The organism is Kosakonia sp. R1.Fl, assembly GCF_023516815.1.
GTDB lineage: Bacteria > Pseudomonadota > Gammaproteobacteria > Enterobacterales > Enterobacteriaceae > Kosakonia.
This window is the reverse complement of record NZ_JAMGSQ010000001.1, coordinates 525662-544154: the sequence shown is the minus strand read 5'-3', so window position 1 is coordinate 544154 and position 18493 is coordinate 525662. Positions and strand designations below refer to the sequence as shown.

Sequence of the window (18493 nt, the reverse complement as noted above, 5' to 3'; positions counted from 1 at the left end):
CCTTTGATGATTTTTTTACCACCTTTGGAAGCAAGATGAGCGCAATATCCCTGATCCAACCGGATCGTGACCTTTTCTCATGGCCCCAGTACTGGGCGGCCTGCTTCGGCCCCGCGCCGTTTTTGCCGATGTCGCGCGAAGAGATGGATCAACTTGGCTGGGATAGCTGCGACATCATTCTGGTGACGGGTGATGCTTACGTCGACCACCCGAGTTTCGGTATGGCGATTTGCGGCCGTATGCTGGAAGCGCAGGGCTTTCGCGTTGGCATCATCGCCCAGCCGGACTGGAACAGCAAAGACGACTTTATGCGTCTCGGTAAACCGAACCTGTTTTTCGGCGTGACCGCCGGCAACATGGACTCGATGATCAACCGCTACACCGCCGATCGTAAGTTACGCCATGACGACGCTTACACGCCGGATAACGTCGCCGGTAAACGTCCGGATCGCGCGACGCTGGTTTATACCCAGCGCTGTAAAGAGGCGTGGAAAGATGTGCCGGTGATCCTCGGCGGCATCGAGGCCAGTCTGCGCCGTACCGCGCATTACGATTACTGGTCCGATACCGTGCGTCGATCGGTGCTGATCGATGCCAAAGCTGACATGCTGATGTTTGGTAACGGCGAGCGCCCGCTGGTGGAAGTGGCGCATCGCCTCGCTGCCGGTGAACCGATCGGTGAAATCCGCGACGTGCGTAACACCGCGATCATTGTCAAAGAAGCGCTGCCGGGCTGGAGCGGCGTTGATTCCACGCGCCTTGATACGCCGGGCAAAATCGATCCGATCCCACATCCGTACGGCGACGATCTACCGTGTGCCGATAACAAACCGGTTGAACCGAAAGTGCAGGAAGCAAAACGTGTTACTGTTCAGCCGCCGCGCCCGAAACCGTGGGAAAAAACCTACGTGCTGCTGCCTTCTTTTGAGAAGGTGAAAGCCGATAAAGTGCTCTACGCGCACGCGTCACGCATTCTGCACCACGAAACAAACCCTGGCTGCGCCCGTGCGCTGCTGCAAAAGCATGGTGATCGTTATATCTGGATCAATCCTCCGGCGATCCCGCTGTCGACCGAAGAGATGGACAGTGTTTTTGCGCTGCCTTATAAGCGCGTGCCGCATCCGGCATACGGTAACAGCCGTATCCCGGCTTACGAGATGATCCGCTTCTCGATTAACATCATGCGTGGCTGCTTTGGTGGCTGTTCTTTCTGTTCGATCACCGAGCATGAAGGGCGCATTATCCAGAGCCGTTCCGAAGATTCGATCATCAACGAAATCAAAGCGATTCGCGACACGGTGCCCGGTTTTACCGGCGTTATCTCCGATCTTGGCGGGCCAACCGCCAACATGTATATGCTGCGCTGCAAATCACCGCGCGCCGAGCAGACGTGCCGTCGTCTCTCCTGCGTTTACCCGGATATCTGCCCGCACATGGACACGAACCACCAGCCGACAATCGATCTCTATCGTCGTGCCCGCGATCTGAAAGGTATCAAAAAGATCCTGATCGCTTCCGGCGTGCGTTACGATCTGGCGGTGGAAGATCCGCGTTATGTGAAAGAGCTGGCGACGCATCACGTCGGTGGTTATCTGAAGATTGCACCGGAGCATACCGAAGAGGGGCCGCTGTCGAAGATGATGAAACCGGGGATGGGCAGCTACGATCGCTTTAAACAGCTGTTCGACACCTATTCTAAAGAGGCGGGTAAAGAGCAGTATCTGATCCCGTACTTTATCTCCGCGCACCCCGGCACGCGCGATGAAGATATGGTGAACCTGGCGCTGTGGCTCAAACGTCACCGATTCCGTCTGGATCAGGTGCAGAACTTCTACCCGTCACCGCTGGCTAACTCGACGACCATGTATTACACCGGGAAAAACCCGCTGTCGAAGATCGATTACAAGAGCGAAGAAGTGGTGGTGCCGAAAGGGGATAAACAGCGCCGTCTGCATAAAGCGCTGCTGCGTTATCACGATCCGGCCAACTGGCCGCTGCTGCGCCAGGCGCTGGAAGCGATGGGTAAAAAGCACCTGATTGGTTCGCGCCGTGAATGCCTGGTGCCGGCGCCTACGCTTGATGAAATGCGCGAAGCGCGTCGCCAGAATCGCCAGTCGCGCCCGGCACTAACCAAGCACACGCCGATTGTGCATCAGCGCAGCAACGGCAAAAACATCGCCGCTGCGCCGGCGAAGAAAAAAGCCTCACGCGTGCGTTAAGCACATAAAAATCCCGGCGAGATGCCGGGATTTTTATTTTCTTGAAACAAAAAGGCCACAACGACAGCGTTATGGCCTTTTAGAAAAACTTAACCCCCAAACTGATCCGGGTCCGGGCCCAGCCGTTTACCGGCGTCCAGTTTGGCGATCTCCGCCAGTTCGTCTTTATCCAGGCGGAAATCCCAGACGTTAAAGTTCTCGGCGATACGTGCAGGTGTGACCGATTTCGGGATCACTACCAGGCCGCTATCAAGATGCCAGCGGATCACCACCTGAGCAGGCGTTTTGCCGTATTTATCCGCCAGATCGCGGATAATTTTCTGATCAAATACCCCTTCGCCGCCCTGCGCCAGCGGGCTCCAGGACTCAGTCTGGATCTTATGCGTCGCGTTCCAGGCATGCAGTTGCCGCTGCTGCATTAAAGGATGCAGTTCGATCTGGTTGATAACCGGGATGACGCTGGTTTCATCAATGATCTTTTGCAGATGGTGGATCTCGAAATTACACACGCCGATACTTTTTACCAGCCCCTGTTTTTGCAGCTCGATCATGCCTTGCCAGGCCTCAACGTAATGATCGATAGCCGGAACAGGCCAGTGCATCAGATAGAGATCGACATAATCCAGTTGCAGCTTTTTCAGGCTGGTTTTCAGCGCTTCGGCGGGATGTTTTTGATCGTCATTCCACAGCTTGGTGGTAATAAACAACTCCTCACGCGGCACCCCTGCATTGGCTAAGGCTTTGCCAACGCCCTCTTCGTTCTTATAGGCGGCGGCGGTATCAATGGAGCGATATCCCACCTCCAGCGCCTTTTGGATGGCGGTTATCACTTCCTCGTTGCTCGCTTTCCACACGCCAAGACCCAGTTGCGGCATCAGGTTGCCGTCAGAAAGCTTAATCACGGTTGGATGTGTCATGCATTTCTCCTTTGAATAAGCTTACCGGGACGAGCCCGATAAGGTGATGTGCATTAAGTGTGGTCGAAAAAACCAAAAACGGAAGGCGGGGCAATGAGACCTTAGCGTGCCGCTTCGTAGATACGACGGCTCACATCCAGCGTGATATCCTGGCGCTCGCCCAGTTTTGTCATGCCGTGTTCTTCCAGTTTCGCCAGCAGCGCCGGAATGGAACTGCCGTCCAGACCATAACCGGAAAGGCGGGTCGGAACGCCCATCTGCTCGAAGAAGTTGCGCGTGGCTTCGATAGCCGCGTCAATGCGCTCGTTATCGGAACCTTCTTTGATGTTCCAGACGCGCTCTGCGTATTGCAGCAGTTTTTCGCGTTTGGTATCGCGCTTCTCATTCCACAGTGCAGGCAGAACCACCGCCAGCGTCTGGGCGTGGTCAAGACCATGCATCGCGGTCAGTTCATGACCCAGCATATGCGTAGCCCAATCCTGCGGCACGCCAGCGCCAATCAGGCCGTTCAGCGCTTGTGTCGCCGCCCACATCACGTTGGCACGCACGTCGTAGTTTTCCGGCTCCTGCAACGCTTTCGGGCCTTCTTCAATCAGCGTCAGCAGAATGCCTTCGGCGAAGCGATCCTGAATTTTGCCATCAACCGGATAAGTGACGTACTGCTCAACGGTATGAACAAAGGCGTCAACCACGCCGTTCGCCACCTGACGCGGCGGCAGGGTATAGGTGTAGACCGGATCCAGTACCGCGAAGACCGGCTGAACGAACGGGGAGTGGAACGCCTGTTTGTCGCCGGTCGCTTTACGTGACACCACTGCGCCCGCGTTGGACTCGGAACCGGTCGCCGGCAGCGTCAGCACTGAACCCATCGGGATGGCGCTTTTAATTTCGCCGCCGCGCGTTTGCAGGATATGCCATGGATCAACACCCTCGGCATAGTGAGCCGCTGCGGCGATAAATTTGGTGCCATCCAGCACGGAACCGCCACCGACCGCCAGCAGGAAGGTGATGTTTTCATCTTTAACAACCTGTACCGCTTTCATCAGCGTTTCGTAAGTCGGGTTCGGTTCGATGCCGCTGAATTCTCGCACATCCAGCCCTTGCAGCGCGCTGTACACCTGGTCGAGCACGCCGTTTTTCTTCACGCTGCCGCCACCGTAGGTGAGCAGCACGCGTGCGCCAGTCGGGATTTGCTCACGCAGATTGGCAATGGCACCTTTGCCGAACAGGATGCGGGTCGGGGTATGCAGATTAAAATTGTTCATTGCTCGTTCCCTTCTTATTGAGGTGAAAAAAAGTGCGGCGGTGTTTTGCCCAATAGCGATTATTGTGGGCGCGGGCACGCGCGCTCTCAATGCACATTCCTGCCGATGTCTTGCCTGTTTCTCCTTGTGGCTGGAGAAAAAGCCCAAAAATTTGCACACTGTACGGGTCGAAATAGTCTACCGGAGTGGCGAGAAATGAAGCGTGAAGAGATCTGCCTGCAGCTCACTGAAAAGATTAAGCGATTGAAAGTGAATGAAAATAGGCTCAATGCACTGCTGCCGGATATCCGCTTGCTGTACGGTACTCAGCCGGGAACCCGTACACCGGTGATGTACCAGCCGGGCATCGTTTTTCTCTTTTCCGGTCACAAAATTGGTTATATCAATGAAAGAGTCTTTCGTTATGACACCAATGAATATTTACTGCTGACCGTGCCGTTGCCGTTTGAGTGTGAAACCTTCGCCACGCCGGAAGTGCCGCTGGCGGGGATCCGTCTGAATGTCGATATCCTGCAATTGCAGGAGCTGCTGATGGATATCGGCGAAGATGAACATTTTCGCCCGGATGTGGCGGCAAGCGGCATTAACTCGGCAGTGCTTTCAGAAGAGATCCTCTGTGCCGCTGAGCGTTTGCTGGATGTGATGGAGCGTCCGCTGGATGCGCGTATCCTCGGCAAACAGATTATCCGCGAAATGCTCTACCACGTGCTAACCGGGCCGCGCGGCGGGGCGCTGCTGGCGTTAGTTAGCCGCCAGACCCATTTCAGCCTGATCAGCCGTGTGCTCAAACGCATTGAAAGCCAGTACACGGAAAACCTCAGCGTTGACCAACTGGCGGCGGAAGCCAATATGAGCGTCTCGGCGTTTCACCATAACTTTAAATCGGTGACCAGCACGTCGCCGCTGCAATACCTGAAAACCTACCGCCTGCACAAAGCGCGCATGTTAATGGTGCATGATGGTATGAAAGCCGGGGCGGCGGCCATGCGCGTTGGCTATGAAAGCCCGTCGCAATTCAGCCGTGAGTTTAAGCGTTATTTTGGTCTGACGCCGGGAGAAGATGTGGCGAGAATTCGCATGATGCAGGGAATGTAAAACGTCCCCTCTTCATGGCGAAGAGGGGAACACGTTATGCGCTGCAGTACTTTTTCTTCAGCACTACCGTGACGGCGCCAACCAGGCCAACCACCAGCAGGAATACCGGCAGCAGCATCAGGAACGTCATGACCTGATCTTCATGGCGTTTTACAAACGGGATCATGCTGATGGCGTAGCCCAGCGAAGTTACCGCGCCGACCCATAGCAGCCCGCTCAGCCAGTTAAATAACTGGAAACGGCGGTTAGAGAGGCCGGAGATGCCCGCCATCGTCGGCAGCAGGGTACGAATAAAGGCCAGGAAACGCCCCGCCAACAGTGCCAGCAGACCGTGGCGGTCAAACATGTAGGTTGCCCGCTCGTGATATTTCACCGGCAACTGCGAGAGCCAGCTTTTCACCACGCGCGTATTCCCAAGCCACTTGCCCTGGATATAGCTCAGCCAGCAGCCGAGACTGGCGGCGGAAGTGAGGATGGCTAACGTCGCGACGAAATCCATGCAGCCGCGCGCAATCAGCGCACCGGCCAGCAGCAGCAAACTGTCACCGGGTAAAAACGAAGCAGGAAGCAGGCCGTTTTCTAAAAAGAGGGTGGCAAACATTACTAAATAAACAACACCCACAACATGTGGATTTGCCAGCGCAGCAAAGTCGTGATGCCAGAGCGCAGCAATAATATCTTGAATAACAGCCATGGACTTTCCCGTGGAACCGCGTAGAGGAGGCTATTGTACTCCAGTTCGCCTGAAACACCTTGATCGGGGGCGCAAGAAACGAGAATTTTCTGAATACTTACGCCCGTACGCCTGGTTTACACGATGCGCTGAAAGCCCGCCACTAAATCCTCTATCAGATCGTCAACATTCTCTAAACCAATGTGCACTCGGATTAATGTGCCGGTGAAATCCACTTCGCCGTCCGGGCGAATCGCCGCCAGTTGCTCCGGCTGGTTGGCGAGTATCAACGATTCGTAACCGCCCCATGAGTACGCCATGCTGAACAGCGAGAAATGATCGAGGTAGTTGGCTAACTCTTCATTACTTAAGCGCTTATTCAGCACAAACGAGAACAAGCCGCTGCTACCGGTAAAATCCCGCTGCCAGAACTCGTGGCCTTTGCTGCCGGGAAGCGCCGGATGATTCACGCGCGCCACCTGCGGATGTGCCGCCAGCCATTCGGCAATTTTCAGGCTGCTTTCGTGGTGCTGACGCAGACGAACGCCCAGTGTGCGCAGACCACGGCTGGTCATATACGCCGTGTCGGCATCCACCATTTGCCCCATCAAATAGGCGTTTTCGCGCAGTTGTTCCCAACAACGGGCGTTGGACACCGCCGTACCGATCATGCCGTCGGAGTGGCCAATCAGGTATTTGGTCGCCGCCTGAATGGAGATATCAATATCGAATTCCAGCGCCTTGAACAGCACGCCCGCCGCCCAGGTGTTGTCGATCATAATGATCGCGTCTGGCGCAACGCTTCGCACCGCCTGCACAATGGCCGGAACATCGTGGACTTCCATGGTGATTGAGCCGGGAGATTCCAGGAACACCACTTTGGTGTTCGGCTGAATCAGCCGCACGATGCTGGAACCGATCATCGGGTCGAACCAACTGGTGGTGACACCCAGTTTGGTGAGTATTTTGGTGCAAAAATCCTGGCTGGGTTCATAGGCGGTGTTGGTCATCAACACATGATCGCCTTGTTCAACAAACGCCAGAATGGTGTTTGCCACCGCCGCCGCGCCGCAGGGGAAAAGCGCGCAGCCCGCGCCGCCTTCCAGTTCGCACATCGCGTCTTGCAGCGAAAAGTGCGTGAGTGTGCCGCGACGCCCGTAAAACAGCTCGCCGTTGGCGCGGTTACGCGTCGCGTGTTTTTTGGCTTCAACGGTGTCGAATACCAGTGAAGAGGCGCGCTGGATGACGCTATTCACCGACCCTTGCGTGTATTTTTTGCTGCGCCCTGCGTTAACCAGAGCGGTATCAAGATGCTTTGCTGTCATTCTCGCTCAACCTGTTTTTATACGTCTGGATGTCCAGACTACCATGATTGTCGGCGGATGCCTCGCAGTGTTATGCCGGTGAGTGAATTTTTTCCAGAAAATGTCCAATGGTGTCTGTTTACTGCGTAAGCGCAAAGAAAATGACTTTTAATTCAGGCACTCTGCAAATACTAATGAGAACTACTATCAATTCGACGACTTTTTGATATCATGGCGCACAGATTTTGTGATTTGCGTCTCGGAGATACACTGTGGGTAATAATTTGATGCAGACGGATCTATCCGTGTGGGGCATGTACCAGCATGCCGACATCGTTGTGAAGGTGGTGATGATCGGCCTAATTCTGGCGTCTGTCGTCACGTGGGCGCTTTTCTTCAGCAAAAGCGTTGAGATGATTTCGCACAAGCGCCGCCTCAAGCGTGAGCAGCAGCAGTTGGCTGAAGCCCGCTCTCTGGATCAGGCGAGTGAAATTGCTTCCGCTTTCCACGCGCGTAGCCTGAGCACAATGTTGATCAACGAAGCCCAGAACGAACTGGAGTTATCCGCAGGCAGCGAAGATAACGAAGGCATTAAAGAGCGCACCGGTTTTCGTCTGGAACGCCGCGTTGCCGCCACCGGTCGTCATATGGGGCACGGGAATGGCTATCTGGCAACGATTGGCGCGATCTCGCCGTTTATTGGTCTGTTTGGTACCGTCTGGGGCATCATGAACAGCTTCATCGGTATTGCGCAGACGCAAACCACCAACCTCGCGGTTGTCGCGCCGGGCATCGCAGAAGCGCTGCTGGCAACGGCTATCGGCCTGGTTGCTGCTATCCCGGCGGTGGTGATTTACAACATCTTCGCCCGTATGATCGGCAGCTATAAAGCGATCCTCGGCGATGTTGCCGCGCAGGTTCTGCTGCTGCAAAGCCGCGATCTGGATCTGGCCGCCAGCAACGCTCAGCCGGTTCGCACCGCGCAAAAATTACGAGTAGGTTGATTCGTCATGGCAATGCGTCTTAATGAAAACCTGGACGATAACGGCGAAATGCACGAAATCAACGTCACGCCGTTTATCGACGTGATGTTAGTGCTGCTGATTATCTTTATGGTGGCCGCGCCGCTTGCCACGGTTGATGTGAAAGTTAACCTGCCGGCATCAACCAGCCAGCCGCAACCGCGCCCGGAAAAACCGGTTTACCTGTCGGTAAAAGCAGATAACACCATGTTTATTGGTAACGATCAGGTTACCGATGAAACGATGGTTAACGCGCTGAATACGCTAACCGAAGGTAAAAAAGACACCACTATCTTCTTTCGCGCGGATAAAACCGTGGATTACGAAACAATGATGAAGGTAATGGATACACTACATCAGGCGGGATATCTGAAGATCGGTCTGGTGGGCGAAGAAGTCGCGAAAGCGAAGTAATACTGAATCAATTAAAAAGCTGGCGAATGCCAGCTTTTTTTATGCCTGTTATCCAAGGTGTTCGCCGCCCGTCACGCCATGCACTTCGGCGGTGACGTAGCTTGATTCCTGGCTCGCCAGATAGACATAAATTGGTGCCAGTTCCGCAGGCTGGCCGGCACGTTTCATTGGCGTTTGCTGGCCAAACTGCGGCAGTTTCTCCTGGGGTTGCCCACCGGCAATTTGCAGCGCTGTCCAGATTGGCCCCGGGGCTACGATGTTAACCCGAATCCCTTTTTCCGCGACCTGCTTCGCCAGTCCCCGGCTGTAATTGAGGATTGCCGCCTTGGTTGAGGCGTAATCCAGCAAATGCGTGCTCGGTTGATACGCCTGAATAGACGAGGTGGTGATGATGCTCCCGCCCGGTGGCAGCAGCGGCACGGCTTCCTGGGTTATCCAGAACAGTGCAAAAACGTTAACGGTGTAGGTTTGGGTAAATTGCTCTGTCGTCAGGTTGGCAATCTCTTCCACGGCAGTCTGTTTACCTGCCACCAGCGCCAGAATATCCAGCCCGCCAAGCTGCTCTTTTGCCTTGTGCGGCAAAGCGCGGGCAAAAGACTCATCGGTCAGGTCACCGGGAATTAACACCGCTTTGCGCCCGGCGGCTTCGATTTGTGCTTTCACCTGCTGTGCGTCTTCCTCTTCCGCAGGCAAATAGTTGATGGCGACATCTGCGCCTTCGCGCGCATAGGCAATAGCTGCCGCGCGACCAATGCCCGAATCGCCGCCGGTCACCAGCGCTTTGCGATCTTTTAGTCGCCCGCTACCGACGTAGCTGTTCTCTCCGCAGTCGGGAACGGGATCCATCTTCGACTGTACGCCTGGCGTTGGTTGCCGCTGTTTCGGGTATTCGCCAGTGTAATACTGCGTGGTGGGATCCTGCATTTTCGTCTGGTTATTCGCCATTACGTACCCTCCATATCGGTTGTTGAGTACTTAAGGGTAGAAGCCTGAGCTGAAAATGCAGACTAATTCAGGATTATCTTGAGGCGAAGGTGTACAAGCGAGGGAGGGGTAATGGGCTATTTGCTGTTTGCGGCTCGCTTCGCCGCCGCTTCTTCTTCCAGTGCCACGGTTGTTACATTCGAGGTGCGATATTCGCCATCGCTTAGTTTGCGACTCAGGCGTAACGTCGCAGTTTCGCGGCTCAGAATGTACTGATAGTTCGCCTCCAGGCGCCCCATGATTTTGTCCCGCAGCTCTGGTTTTTGCGCGATGATGGCGTCGATGACAGCGCCATAAATCTCTTCTTTCACCTGCAGCGGATAGATTTCGCGACGGTTCTGCCATTTCAGGCGCACCAGCGCCGCAGGAATAGAAATTAGTTCACGCGCGATTCGCTGAATAGTTTCGTTTTTGCTTAATATCAGGGCTTCTTTATTTTGCTTTAAGATAAATTCATCGCTTTTTTTCTCTTCTAAAGCTAAATAAACGTTATTATTATCGACCTCTTTCACGTTATTCATCCCCGAGCTTATAAAACATTGGCGTATTTTTTTCTCGGGTAATGAGATTAAGCCAAATCTCATTACCTGCTTCATTTATTTGCTGAGTTTTATCCGCAATTATTTGGCTTAATGTTTGGGCATCTATCTCGCCTTCCGCTTGTAAATCATTAAGTAAACGCGCGAAAGTCTCGATTTTTACCACACACAATAGCCGCTCTTTTATATGGCGGTCGCGTTCTTCCAGCAGCATATTTCTCGACTGCCCGGTACGGCTGGCATTCGCTAATATATCGTTAGCATGTTCAGCGAGTGTTCTTTTACCCTGAGTTAAATTAGGCTCTTTTCCTTCTTCTCCAGGCTTGGTTTCAACGGCAGAAATGTGAAATCGTGCCGGGACAAGATTCTCGGGAAGCATTTCCAATGTCCTTTAATATCAACAGGGAAGAGGGTGTTCAGGCGTGAGGTTCGTTGACAATATCATGGCGCACTTTTAAAATCAAAAAAAAGGAGCCTGCTCATGAACAGTATTTTTTATTCTGTTATCGCCTTATTGCTGCTGACGGGCGGCGTTCTTTTATTGATGCGCGAGTACAATAAAAAAGCTCCCCTTAGTGAAATTGACAATCCGCCTTTACCACCGCAACCGTTGTCAAAAGAGGAGGGGGAAGATCATTTCTCCGCGTTAATGAATGCGATTACTCCAGTGTGGTACTGGCGCGTTAATCATGAATATATAGATTTTCTTCATGCGACAATTAAGCGCATGAATATGGCGGAATTAAATAGTACGCCTGGGTTATTTGAAGCGCAGCGTCGCTGCAGCGATCTCAATTCAGCGGTGTATAAGTATTACGACAATATAAAGAAGCGCTGCGTAAATGGTGAAAAAGTACCGCATTCGGATCTGGATGTGCTCAACCTGCGCCAGTGTTTTCGTGAATTCAGTATGGAAGCGTATCCCGCGCTGGTCGTGCTGGTATGGCCAGAGAACCAACGTCCCTGGGTCAATCCCGAAGAGGTGTAGCGACGTGTTGCTTTAGTGTTGCAAATTGTTTGCCTGGCTGGGATATACTGAACGCCGGTTTAGCAATCAGAAGAGACTTTACGCAACATGGAACGCTTTCTGGAAAACGCAATGTACGCTTCGCGCTGGTTGCTCGCCCCGGTTTACTTCGGCCTCTCCCTCGCCCTGCTTGCGCTGACGGTAAAATTCTTCCAGGAGATTTTTCACGTCCTGCCCAATATCTTCAATCTGGCGGAAGCGGATCTGATCCTGACGCTGTTGTCGCTGGTGGATATGACGCTGGTGGGTGGTTTGCTGGTGATGGTGATGTTTTCCGGCTATGAAAATTTCGTCTCACAGCTCGATATCGCCGAGCATAAAGAGAAGTTGAACTGGCTGGGCAAAATGGACGCCACATCGCTGAAAAACAAAGTCGCGGCGTCAATTGTCGCCATTTCGTCGATTCATCTGCTGCGCGTGTTTATGGATGCCAAAAACGTCCCGGATAACAAACTGATGTGGTATGTGATTATCCACCTGACGTTTGTGCTTTCCGCTTTTGTGATGGGCTACCTGGACCGATTAACCCGCCACCAGCACTGAGTTCATTGCCGGGCCGCGTTCTGCCGCCCGGCATTACCGTTTTACTTATCTGAAGAAGCCTGCCACAGATTCAGCTCACCATCGGCAACGTGTTTGTCGATTTGCGCTAACTCCTCGCGACTAAAACTCAGGTTGTTCAACGCCTGAACGTTCTCTTCCAGCTGTTCCGGGCGGCTCGCGCCAATCAGCACCGACGTGACTCGCGCATCTTTTAACAGCCAGCTTAGCGCCATTTGCGCCATCGACTGACCACGGCGCTGCGCCATGTCATTGAGTAAGCGCAAGCTGTTGAGGTTGCTCTCTGTCAGCATTTTCTCCGTCAGACCACGCACTTTTTTGCCTTCACGCTGCATACGTGACCCTTCCGGAATGCCGTTCAGGTATTTGCCGGTCAGCAGCCCTTGTGCCAGCGGGGTAAAGGCGATGCAACCCACGCCATTATCTTCCAGCGTATCCAGCAGGCCGGTTTTATCCACCCAGCGGTTCAGCAGGTTGTAAGAGGGCTGGTGGATAAGCAACGGGATTTTCCACTCACGCAACAGCGCCGCCATTTGCTGTGTGCGTTCGGTGGAATAGGAAGAGATACCGACATACAGCGCTTTACCGCTCTGCACGGCCTGCGCCAGCGCGGATGCCGTCTCTTCCATTGGCGTTTTTTCATCAACCCGGTGCGAGTAAAAGATATCAACATACTCAACGCCCATTCGCTTCAGGCTCTGGTCGAGGCTGGCGAGCAGGTACTTACGTGAACCGCCGGAACCGTACGGTCCTGGCCACATATCGTAACCGGCTTTGGTGGAGATAATGATCTCGTCGCGGTATGCGGCAAAATCCTCACGCAGCAAGCGGCCAAAATTCTCTTCCGCGCTGCCTGCTGGCGGCCCGTAGTTATTGGCTAAATCAAAGTGGGTAATGCCGAGGGAAAATGCTTTGCGTAGCAAGGCGCGCTGTGAGTCCAGGGCGTGCCCGTGACCAAAACTGTGCCACAGACCGAGAGAAAGCGCGGGCAGTTGCAAGCCGCTCTTGCCGCAGTAACGGTACTGCATCTGTTCGTAGCGATTCGGGTTGGCGAAGCCAGGCATGATGTCTCCTTTCTTTTTAATCTTATCGATGAAAATTCGAAACAACGTTTCTATCTTACGTCTGTTTTCTGCACATCAAAAGATGAGGTTGTGTCTGGATGTTTTTTGAGCGAAAAGCGGAGCGCTATGCTTTGCTTAGAGAGGCATACAAAGACGGAGATAAACGATGACGCGGTTAACGGCGAAAGATTTCCCGCAGGAGTTGCTCGATTACTACGACTACTACGCACACGGCAAGATCAATAAGCGAGAGTTTTTACAGCTGGCGGGCAAATATGCGGTGGGCGGCATGACGGCGCTGGCGCTGTTCAACCTGTTGAAACCGAACTACGCGCTGGCAACGCAGGTGGAATTTACCGATCCGGACATTCATCCCGAATACATTACTTATCCGTCGCCAAACGGGCATGGCGATGTGCGTGGCTATCTGGTCAAACCGACAAAAGCGCAGGGCAACGTGCCGGCAGTGGTGGTGGTACATGAAAACCGTGGGCTAAATCCGTATATCGAAGATGTGGCTCGCCGCGTCGCCAAAGCAGGTTACATTGCGCTGGCACCGGATGGTTTAAGCTCCGTGGGCGGCTACCCAGGTAACGATGATGAAGGTCGCGCATTGCAGCAGAAAGTTGACCCGACAAAGCTGATGAATGACTTTTTTGCCGCCATCGAGTTTATGCAAAAGCATCCGCAGGCGACGGGCAAAGTGGGGATTACCGGTTTTTGCTATGGCGGCGGCGTGTCAAACGCGGCGGCGGTGGCTTACCCTGAACTGGCGTGCGCGGTGCCTTTTTATGGCCGACAGCCTACAGCGGTGGATGTTGCGAAAATCAACGCGCCGCTATTGCTGCATTACGCTGCGCTGGACAAGAACATCAATGAAGGCTGGCCGGCCTATGAACAGGCGTTAAAGGCCCATCGAAAAGTTTATGAAGCGTGGGTTTATCCCGGCGTTAACCACGGTTTTCACAACGATTCGACGCCGCGATACGATAAAGCCGCCGCCGAATTGGCCTGGCAACGCACCCTGGATTGGTTCAAAACCTATCTCACCTAGCGGCTGCTGCACTGGCAGGGATGCCGGAAAACATAAAAAAGCTGAATATTTCGCATTGGGTTTGTTTATCAACGTAAATTCACGCCATAAGCAATACTTACCAGGTTTTTACGTCAGAAATACAGGGGGGCGATAATTAATGCAATGTCTTTCGTTTTCTGGCTTTTCCTGGCAGGCAAAAACGCGTTTTTAATTTACTTTAGGCACCCGTTCTTTCTACGAAAATTCCTGGAAAAGCGGCCAAAAAAACGGCAAAACATAAATCGTTGTGGGCTATTCATAATATTTATCAATGTATACAAAAATAATCATCTGTGGAGGTTTTGTCCCAACGGCTAATGCATGACACAGCAAAGTACGTGAACCACAGTACTTCTGCAGACCGCGACATAACTGAGTTTTACCCTTTCTCTCTGTATCTTTATCTGCCTGGCTATCGGGTTGTGTTGCATAAAAAAACATCTTTTTTAACATCGCTTCACAAGCATTTAAAGGTTGCTTAACTCTTATTTTTTTTAAGTTTTTAAGCGAATGATTAGTGATATTTATCGGTATTTTTCAAATGGTGATAATAATTATTATCGCTGTATTTAAGCATCTTCATTATATCGTTAGCTGAGGGGGTTCTTATTATTTTATTGTGGGTTACGATTTTGTGGCACAGAGTTTTAATAATTAAGATTTCCTCAATTGTCATATTTATGGTTGTTTCTATAATAGAGTAAAAAATGAAAATATCTTTAAATATTAGTTGGTTATTGTTTTTTTATTGGCGGTTTGTATAGGTGTTAACCTCATTAATGCTGAAATAAAGTTAGCAGAATAATCATTTTGTCGGTGGTTTAAGTGGCAGAAGAAAGAGAAAAGGTCAACGCGGTTTTCATACGAAAATTTTTATCCAGACATTTAATATTTTCCTCATCTTGCCGATAAATGGAGATAAGTCTCGCCCGCAGGCGAGAAAGCACCATTACCGCAAGGACAATATTATGAATATGCTTCGCAACTTTACTATACGCGCCGTGATGCTGGTGATCCTTGGGATCTTCGGCGTGCTGTGGTCTGGCGTCGGCTTGTATAGCGTTTTTTCTCTGTCAAAAGTCGCTGATGGCAATGAAGTTGATCGCCAGCTTGTGACGCAAATGACCCTTCTTAGCCAGGGTAATGATCAGTACTTCCGATTTGTTACTCGTCTTAGCCGTGTGATGGAAGCCAAAGCTGCGGGTGGCACGCCAGATATGGCACCGGTGCAACAGGCGCTGGACACCATGTCACGTAAATTGACGGAGTTTAAAGCCGTATCGCCAGGCCCGATGGATCCTAAAGTATCCGAACAAGTGATTACTGCCTGGCAGGCGCTGCTGGATCAAGGGGTTACTCCGCAGATGCAACTGGCGCAGCAAGGTACGCCAGACGCGTACCGCCAGCAGGCCAATAATGTCACGCCGGGTTTGAGCCGCAACTTCGGTACGGCGACGGAAAGCTTTAATAAAGCGGCCAGCAACAGCCTGGATGAAACGCGCGTGATGGTTGATGGGCGCACCAGCACCACGCGCGTCGCGATTATTACGGCGATGGTGATTGGTTTGCTGATCCTGCTGTTCACCGACCGTTATCTGGTCACCATGCTGGTGAAACCGCTGAACCGTATTCGCGCGCACTTCCGCTTGATGGCGCAGGGCGATCTTAGCCAGCCGCTGGAAGATATGGGGCGCAACTGCGTGGGTCAGGTGATCCCGCTGCTGTTAGCAATGCAGGATAGCCTGCGTGAAGCGGTGAGCAGCATCCGCCACGGCAGCGAGAATATCTGGCGCGGCGCATCCGAAATCTCCACTGGCAATAACGATCTCTCTTCCCGTACTGAAGAGCAGGCTGCGGCGCTGGAACAAACCGCTGCCAGCATGGAAGAGCTGACTTCAACGGTAAAACTGAACGCGGATAACGCCAACCAGGCCAGCGAACTGGCGCAAGTGGCGTCAACCACCGCCAGCAAAGGCGGCGCGCTGGTAAAAGAAGTGATCAGCACAATGGATGGCATCTCTGACAGTTCGAAGAAAATCGCCGAAATCACCAACGTGATTAACAGCATCGCTTTCCAGACCAACATTCTTGCGCTTAACGCCGCCGTGGAAGCCGCGCGTGCGGGTGAGCAAGGTCGTGGTTTCGCAGTGGTTGCGGGTGAAGTGCGTAACCTCGCCAGCCGCAGTGCCGGCGCGGCGAAAGAGATCGAAACGCTGATCGCGGATTCCGTTTCCCGCGTGGAGAAAGGCGCGAAACTGGTCAATGACACCGGCACCACCATGGAAAGCATTCTGCGTTCGGTGAGAGAGGTGACCACCATTATGAAAGAGATCGCTTCTGCGACGGATGAACAGAGCAAAGGCATCTCTCAGGTGGGCGTGGCGATTACCCAGATGGACAGCGTAACGCAGCAGAACGCCGCGCTGGTGGAAGAAATTTCCGCCGCCGCCGCTGCGCTGGAGCGCCAGACCGAAGAGTTGCAGCGTTCCGTTCAGCAGTTCCGCCTTTCCAGTGACGAGCAGCAGAAACCTGCGGCCACCGCGCTGGTAAAACCGGATTTATCACGCGGAGGATCGCGTAAAGCATCAACCTCTTCGGATGAGTGGGTCGCGTTTTAATCAGCGCTATCGCCGCCACGGAAGATCGTTATATAATTTTTTATATAGCGTTTGTGGGGGTGATAACGATGGACAACCATTTTGGTAAAGGCTTGATGGCCGGGCTGAATGCGGCGCAGGCGGACAGCGCCAGTAACGTGGCGCATTTCTGCCCGGACTATAAGCGTGGTTTTGTACTCGGGTTTTCGCATCGTATGTTTGAAAAAACCGGCGATCGTCAACTCAGCGCGTGGGAAGCAGGCATTCTGACGCGTCGCTACGGGCTGGATAAGGACATGGTGATGGATTTCTTTCGCGAGAGCCACTCCAGCACTGTGATCCGATTTTTTATGGCGGGTTACCGCCTCGAAATCTAAAAATAAGCTTTGCTCAAAATGTCGTTCTCTTTTGTGAAGGTCACTTTTGTCGAGGGTGACTTTCATTTTTTTTGCCGTTTTGTGCCCCTAAACCCCTCATTTTTCTGTGACTACTGCAACACTCTCCGCCTTTTTGCATAATACCCTTGTTTTTTATGTGATTATTTGTCGGGGCGATCGCAGCATTCATCTGCTGAATAGGTGGAGAATAATCCTAGTCCAGGCTAAGGGATAACAATAAATGGCAGGAGAGAACCAACAATTTGCGTCTCATGGCGTGAGCCGTCGTGATTTTATGAAACTGTGTGCTGCACTGGCGGCGACCATGGGGTTAAGCGGTAAAGCCGCTGCCGAAATGGCCGAAGCCGTCAGCCACCCTCAGCGTCCACCCGTTATCTGGATTGGCGCGCAGGAGTGCACAGGCTGTACCGAATCACTGCTTCGCGCGACGCACCCCACGGTAGAAAACCTTGTGCTGGAAACCATTTCGCTGGAATACCACGAAGTGCTTTCTGCCGCGTTTGGTCACCAGGTTGAAGAGAATAAACACCGGGCGTTGGAGCAGTATAAAGGCCAGTACGTGTTGGTGGTTGATGGCTCGATTCCAATGAAAGACGGCGGTGTTTACTGCATGGTCGCCGGCGAACCGATTGTCGATCATATTCGTAAAGCGGCGGAAAACGCGGCGGCGATTATCGCGATTGGCTCCTGTGCCGCCTGGGGCGGCGTGGCGGCGGCGGGCGTTAACCCGACCGGTGCCGTCAGCCTGCAAGAGGTGCTGCCTGGCAAAACGGTGATCAACATTCCCGGCTGTCCGCCGAACCCACAAAACTTCCTTGCCACGGTGGCGCATATCATCACCTTCGGCAAACCTCCGGCGCTTGACGCCAAAAACCGTCCCCGCTTTGCCTACGGACGCTTAATTCACGAGCACTGCGAACGTCGACCGCATTTTGACGCCGGGCGTTTTGCGAAAGCATATGGCGATCAGGGGCATCGCGAAGGCTGGTGCTTGTATCACTTAGGTTGCAAAGGCCCGGAAACCTGGGGCAACTGCTCAACGTTGCAGTTTTGCGATGTGGGCGGTGTCTGGCCGGTTGCCATTGGTCACCCTTGCTACGGCTGCAATGAAGAAGGGGTTGGCTTTCACAAAGGTATCTCCCAGCTTGCGCATGTGGATAACCCTACGCCGCGCGCCGCGAAACCAGACGTCAATCTGAAAGAGGGGGGTACTGTGTCGGCAAGCGCTGTCGGTTTGCTGGGCGGCGTCGTCGGCCTGGTGGCGGGGGTCGGTGTGATGACCGTGCGTGAACTGGGTCGCCAGCAGAAGAAAAACGACACGGATTCACAGGGAGACTAG

18 protein-coding genes are annotated in these 18493 nt (G+C 53.1%); 10 read left to right on the top strand and 8 right to left on the bottom strand.

Annotated elements, in window-relative coordinates:
* Positions 1-35: 35 nt before the first annotated feature.
* Complete coding sequence (locus M8Q36_RS02465; protein ID WP_249879930.1) at positions 36-2219, top strand: YgiQ family radical SAM protein; 2184 nt, start codon at positions 36-38, stop codon at positions 2217-2219.
* Between the two features lie 89 nt (positions 2220-2308).
* Here M8Q36_RS02465 and dkgA read toward each other — a convergent pair whose 3' ends face one another.
* Positions 2309-3136 carry a 2,5-didehydrogluconate reductase DkgA gene (gene dkgA / locus M8Q36_RS02460; protein ID WP_249879929.1) on the bottom strand — a complete coding sequence of 276 codons (828 nt, stop codon included), beginning with the start codon at positions 3134-3136 and terminating at the stop codon, positions 2309-2311.
* Between the two features lie 101 nt (positions 3137-3237).
* Entirely contained in the window at positions 3238-4401 is a 1164-nt protein-coding gene (gene yqhD / locus M8Q36_RS02455; RefSeq protein ID WP_249879928.1) for an alcohol dehydrogenase, read from the bottom strand.
* A 195-nt stretch (positions 4402-4596) separates the two neighbouring features.
* Here yqhD and M8Q36_RS02450 point away from each other — a divergent pair, with 195 nt between their 5' ends.
* On the top strand, positions 4597-5496 hold the full coding sequence (locus M8Q36_RS02450; protein ID WP_017457477.1) for an AraC family transcriptional regulator: 900 nt from the start codon (positions 4597-4599) through the stop codon (positions 5494-5496).
* 34 nt (positions 5497-5530) lie between these two features.
* Here the strand turns inward: M8Q36_RS02450 and M8Q36_RS02445 are convergent, their stop codons facing one another.
* Both M8Q36_RS02445 and metC read right to left on the bottom strand, forming a co-directional pair.
* Complete coding sequence (locus M8Q36_RS02445; protein WP_249879927.1) at positions 5531-6190, bottom strand: DedA family protein; 660 nt, start codon at positions 6188-6190, stop codon at positions 5531-5533.
* 116 nt (positions 6191-6306) lie between these two features.
* Entirely contained in the window at positions 6307-7494 is a 1188-nt protein-coding gene (gene metC / locus M8Q36_RS02440; protein ID WP_249879926.1) for a cystathionine beta-lyase, read from the bottom strand.
* 251 nt (positions 7495-7745) lie between these two features.
* Between metC and exbB the strand changes: the two genes are divergently transcribed.
* Both exbB and exbD read left to right on the top strand, forming a co-directional pair.
* A complete protein-coding gene (gene exbB, locus M8Q36_RS02435) occupies positions 7746-8477 on the top strand; it encodes a tol-pal system-associated acyl-CoA thioesterase (protein WP_249879925.1) in 732 nt (243 codons plus the stop codon).
* A gap of 6 nt (positions 8478-8483) precedes the next feature.
* Positions 8484-8909, top strand: coding sequence for a TonB system transport protein ExbD (gene exbD, locus M8Q36_RS02430; RefSeq protein ID WP_017457481.1), 426 nt, complete (start codon positions 8484-8486; stop codon positions 8907-8909).
* 48 nt (positions 8910-8957) lie between these two features.
* On the opposite strand, the gene M8Q36_RS02425 is transcribed toward exbD, so the two are convergent.
* From M8Q36_RS02425 to M8Q36_RS02415, 3 genes are all read right to left on the bottom strand, one after another.
* The gene (locus M8Q36_RS02425) at positions 8958-9854 is read right to left on the bottom strand and encodes an SDR family oxidoreductase (protein WP_502825465.1); all 897 of its coding nucleotides are present in this window, start codon (positions 9852-9854) and stop codon (positions 8958-8960) included.
* A 116-nt stretch (positions 9855-9970) separates the two neighbouring features.
* A complete protein-coding gene (locus M8Q36_RS02420; protein WP_249882713.1) occupies positions 9971-10414 on the bottom strand; it encodes a cytoplasmic protein in 444 nt (147 codons plus the stop codon).
* Positions 10407-10811 (bottom strand): hypothetical protein, encoded by a 405-nt coding sequence (locus tag M8Q36_RS02415; RefSeq protein ID WP_249879924.1) that lies wholly within the window; start codon positions 10809-10811, stop codon positions 10407-10409. The genes M8Q36_RS02420 and M8Q36_RS02415 overlap by 8 nt, the downstream gene beginning before the upstream one ends.
* Positions 10812-10913: 102 nt before the next feature.
* Here M8Q36_RS02415 and M8Q36_RS02410 point away from each other — a divergent pair, with 102 nt between their 5' ends.
* On the top strand, positions 10914-11420 hold the full coding sequence (locus tag M8Q36_RS02410) for an ESA_00282 family adhesion-associated protein (RefSeq protein WP_017457485.1): 507 nt from the start codon (positions 10914-10916) through the stop codon (positions 11418-11420).
* Positions 11421-11507: 87 nt separating this feature from the next.
* A complete protein-coding gene (locus tag M8Q36_RS02405) occupies positions 11508-12002 on the top strand; it encodes a TIGR00645 family protein (RefSeq protein WP_017457486.1) in 495 nt (164 codons plus the stop codon).
* Positions 12003-12043: 41 nt separating this feature from the next.
* Here the strand turns inward: M8Q36_RS02405 and M8Q36_RS02400 are convergent, their stop codons facing one another.
* The gene (locus tag M8Q36_RS02400; RefSeq protein ID WP_045512128.1) at positions 12044-13084 is read right to left on the bottom strand and encodes an aldo/keto reductase; all 1041 of its coding nucleotides are present in this window, start codon (positions 13082-13084) and stop codon (positions 12044-12046) included.
* A gap of 166 nt (positions 13085-13250) precedes the next feature.
* Between M8Q36_RS02400 and yghX the strand changes: the two genes are divergently transcribed.
* The 4 genes from yghX to hybO all read left to right on the top strand — a co-directional run bounded on the left by yghX (position 13251) and on the right by hybO (position 18493).
* Positions 13251-14138 (top strand): YghX family hydrolase, encoded by an 888-nt coding sequence (gene yghX / locus M8Q36_RS02395; RefSeq protein WP_249879923.1) that lies wholly within the window; start codon positions 13251-13253, stop codon positions 14136-14138.
* A gap of 989 nt (positions 14139-15127) precedes the next feature.
* On the top strand, positions 15128-16777 hold the full coding sequence (locus M8Q36_RS02390; RefSeq protein WP_249879922.1) for a methyl-accepting chemotaxis protein: 1650 nt from the start codon (positions 15128-15130) through the stop codon (positions 16775-16777).
* 68 nt (positions 16778-16845) lie between these two features.
* Positions 16846-17133, top strand: a complete 288-nt coding sequence (locus tag M8Q36_RS02385) for a DUF2623 family protein (RefSeq protein ID WP_025263833.1) — start codon at positions 16846-16848, stop codon at positions 17131-17133.
* Between the two features lie 241 nt (positions 17134-17374).
* Entirely contained in the window at positions 17375-18493 is a 1119-nt protein-coding gene (gene hybO / locus M8Q36_RS02380) for a hydrogenase 2 small subunit (protein ID WP_020455253.1), read from the top strand.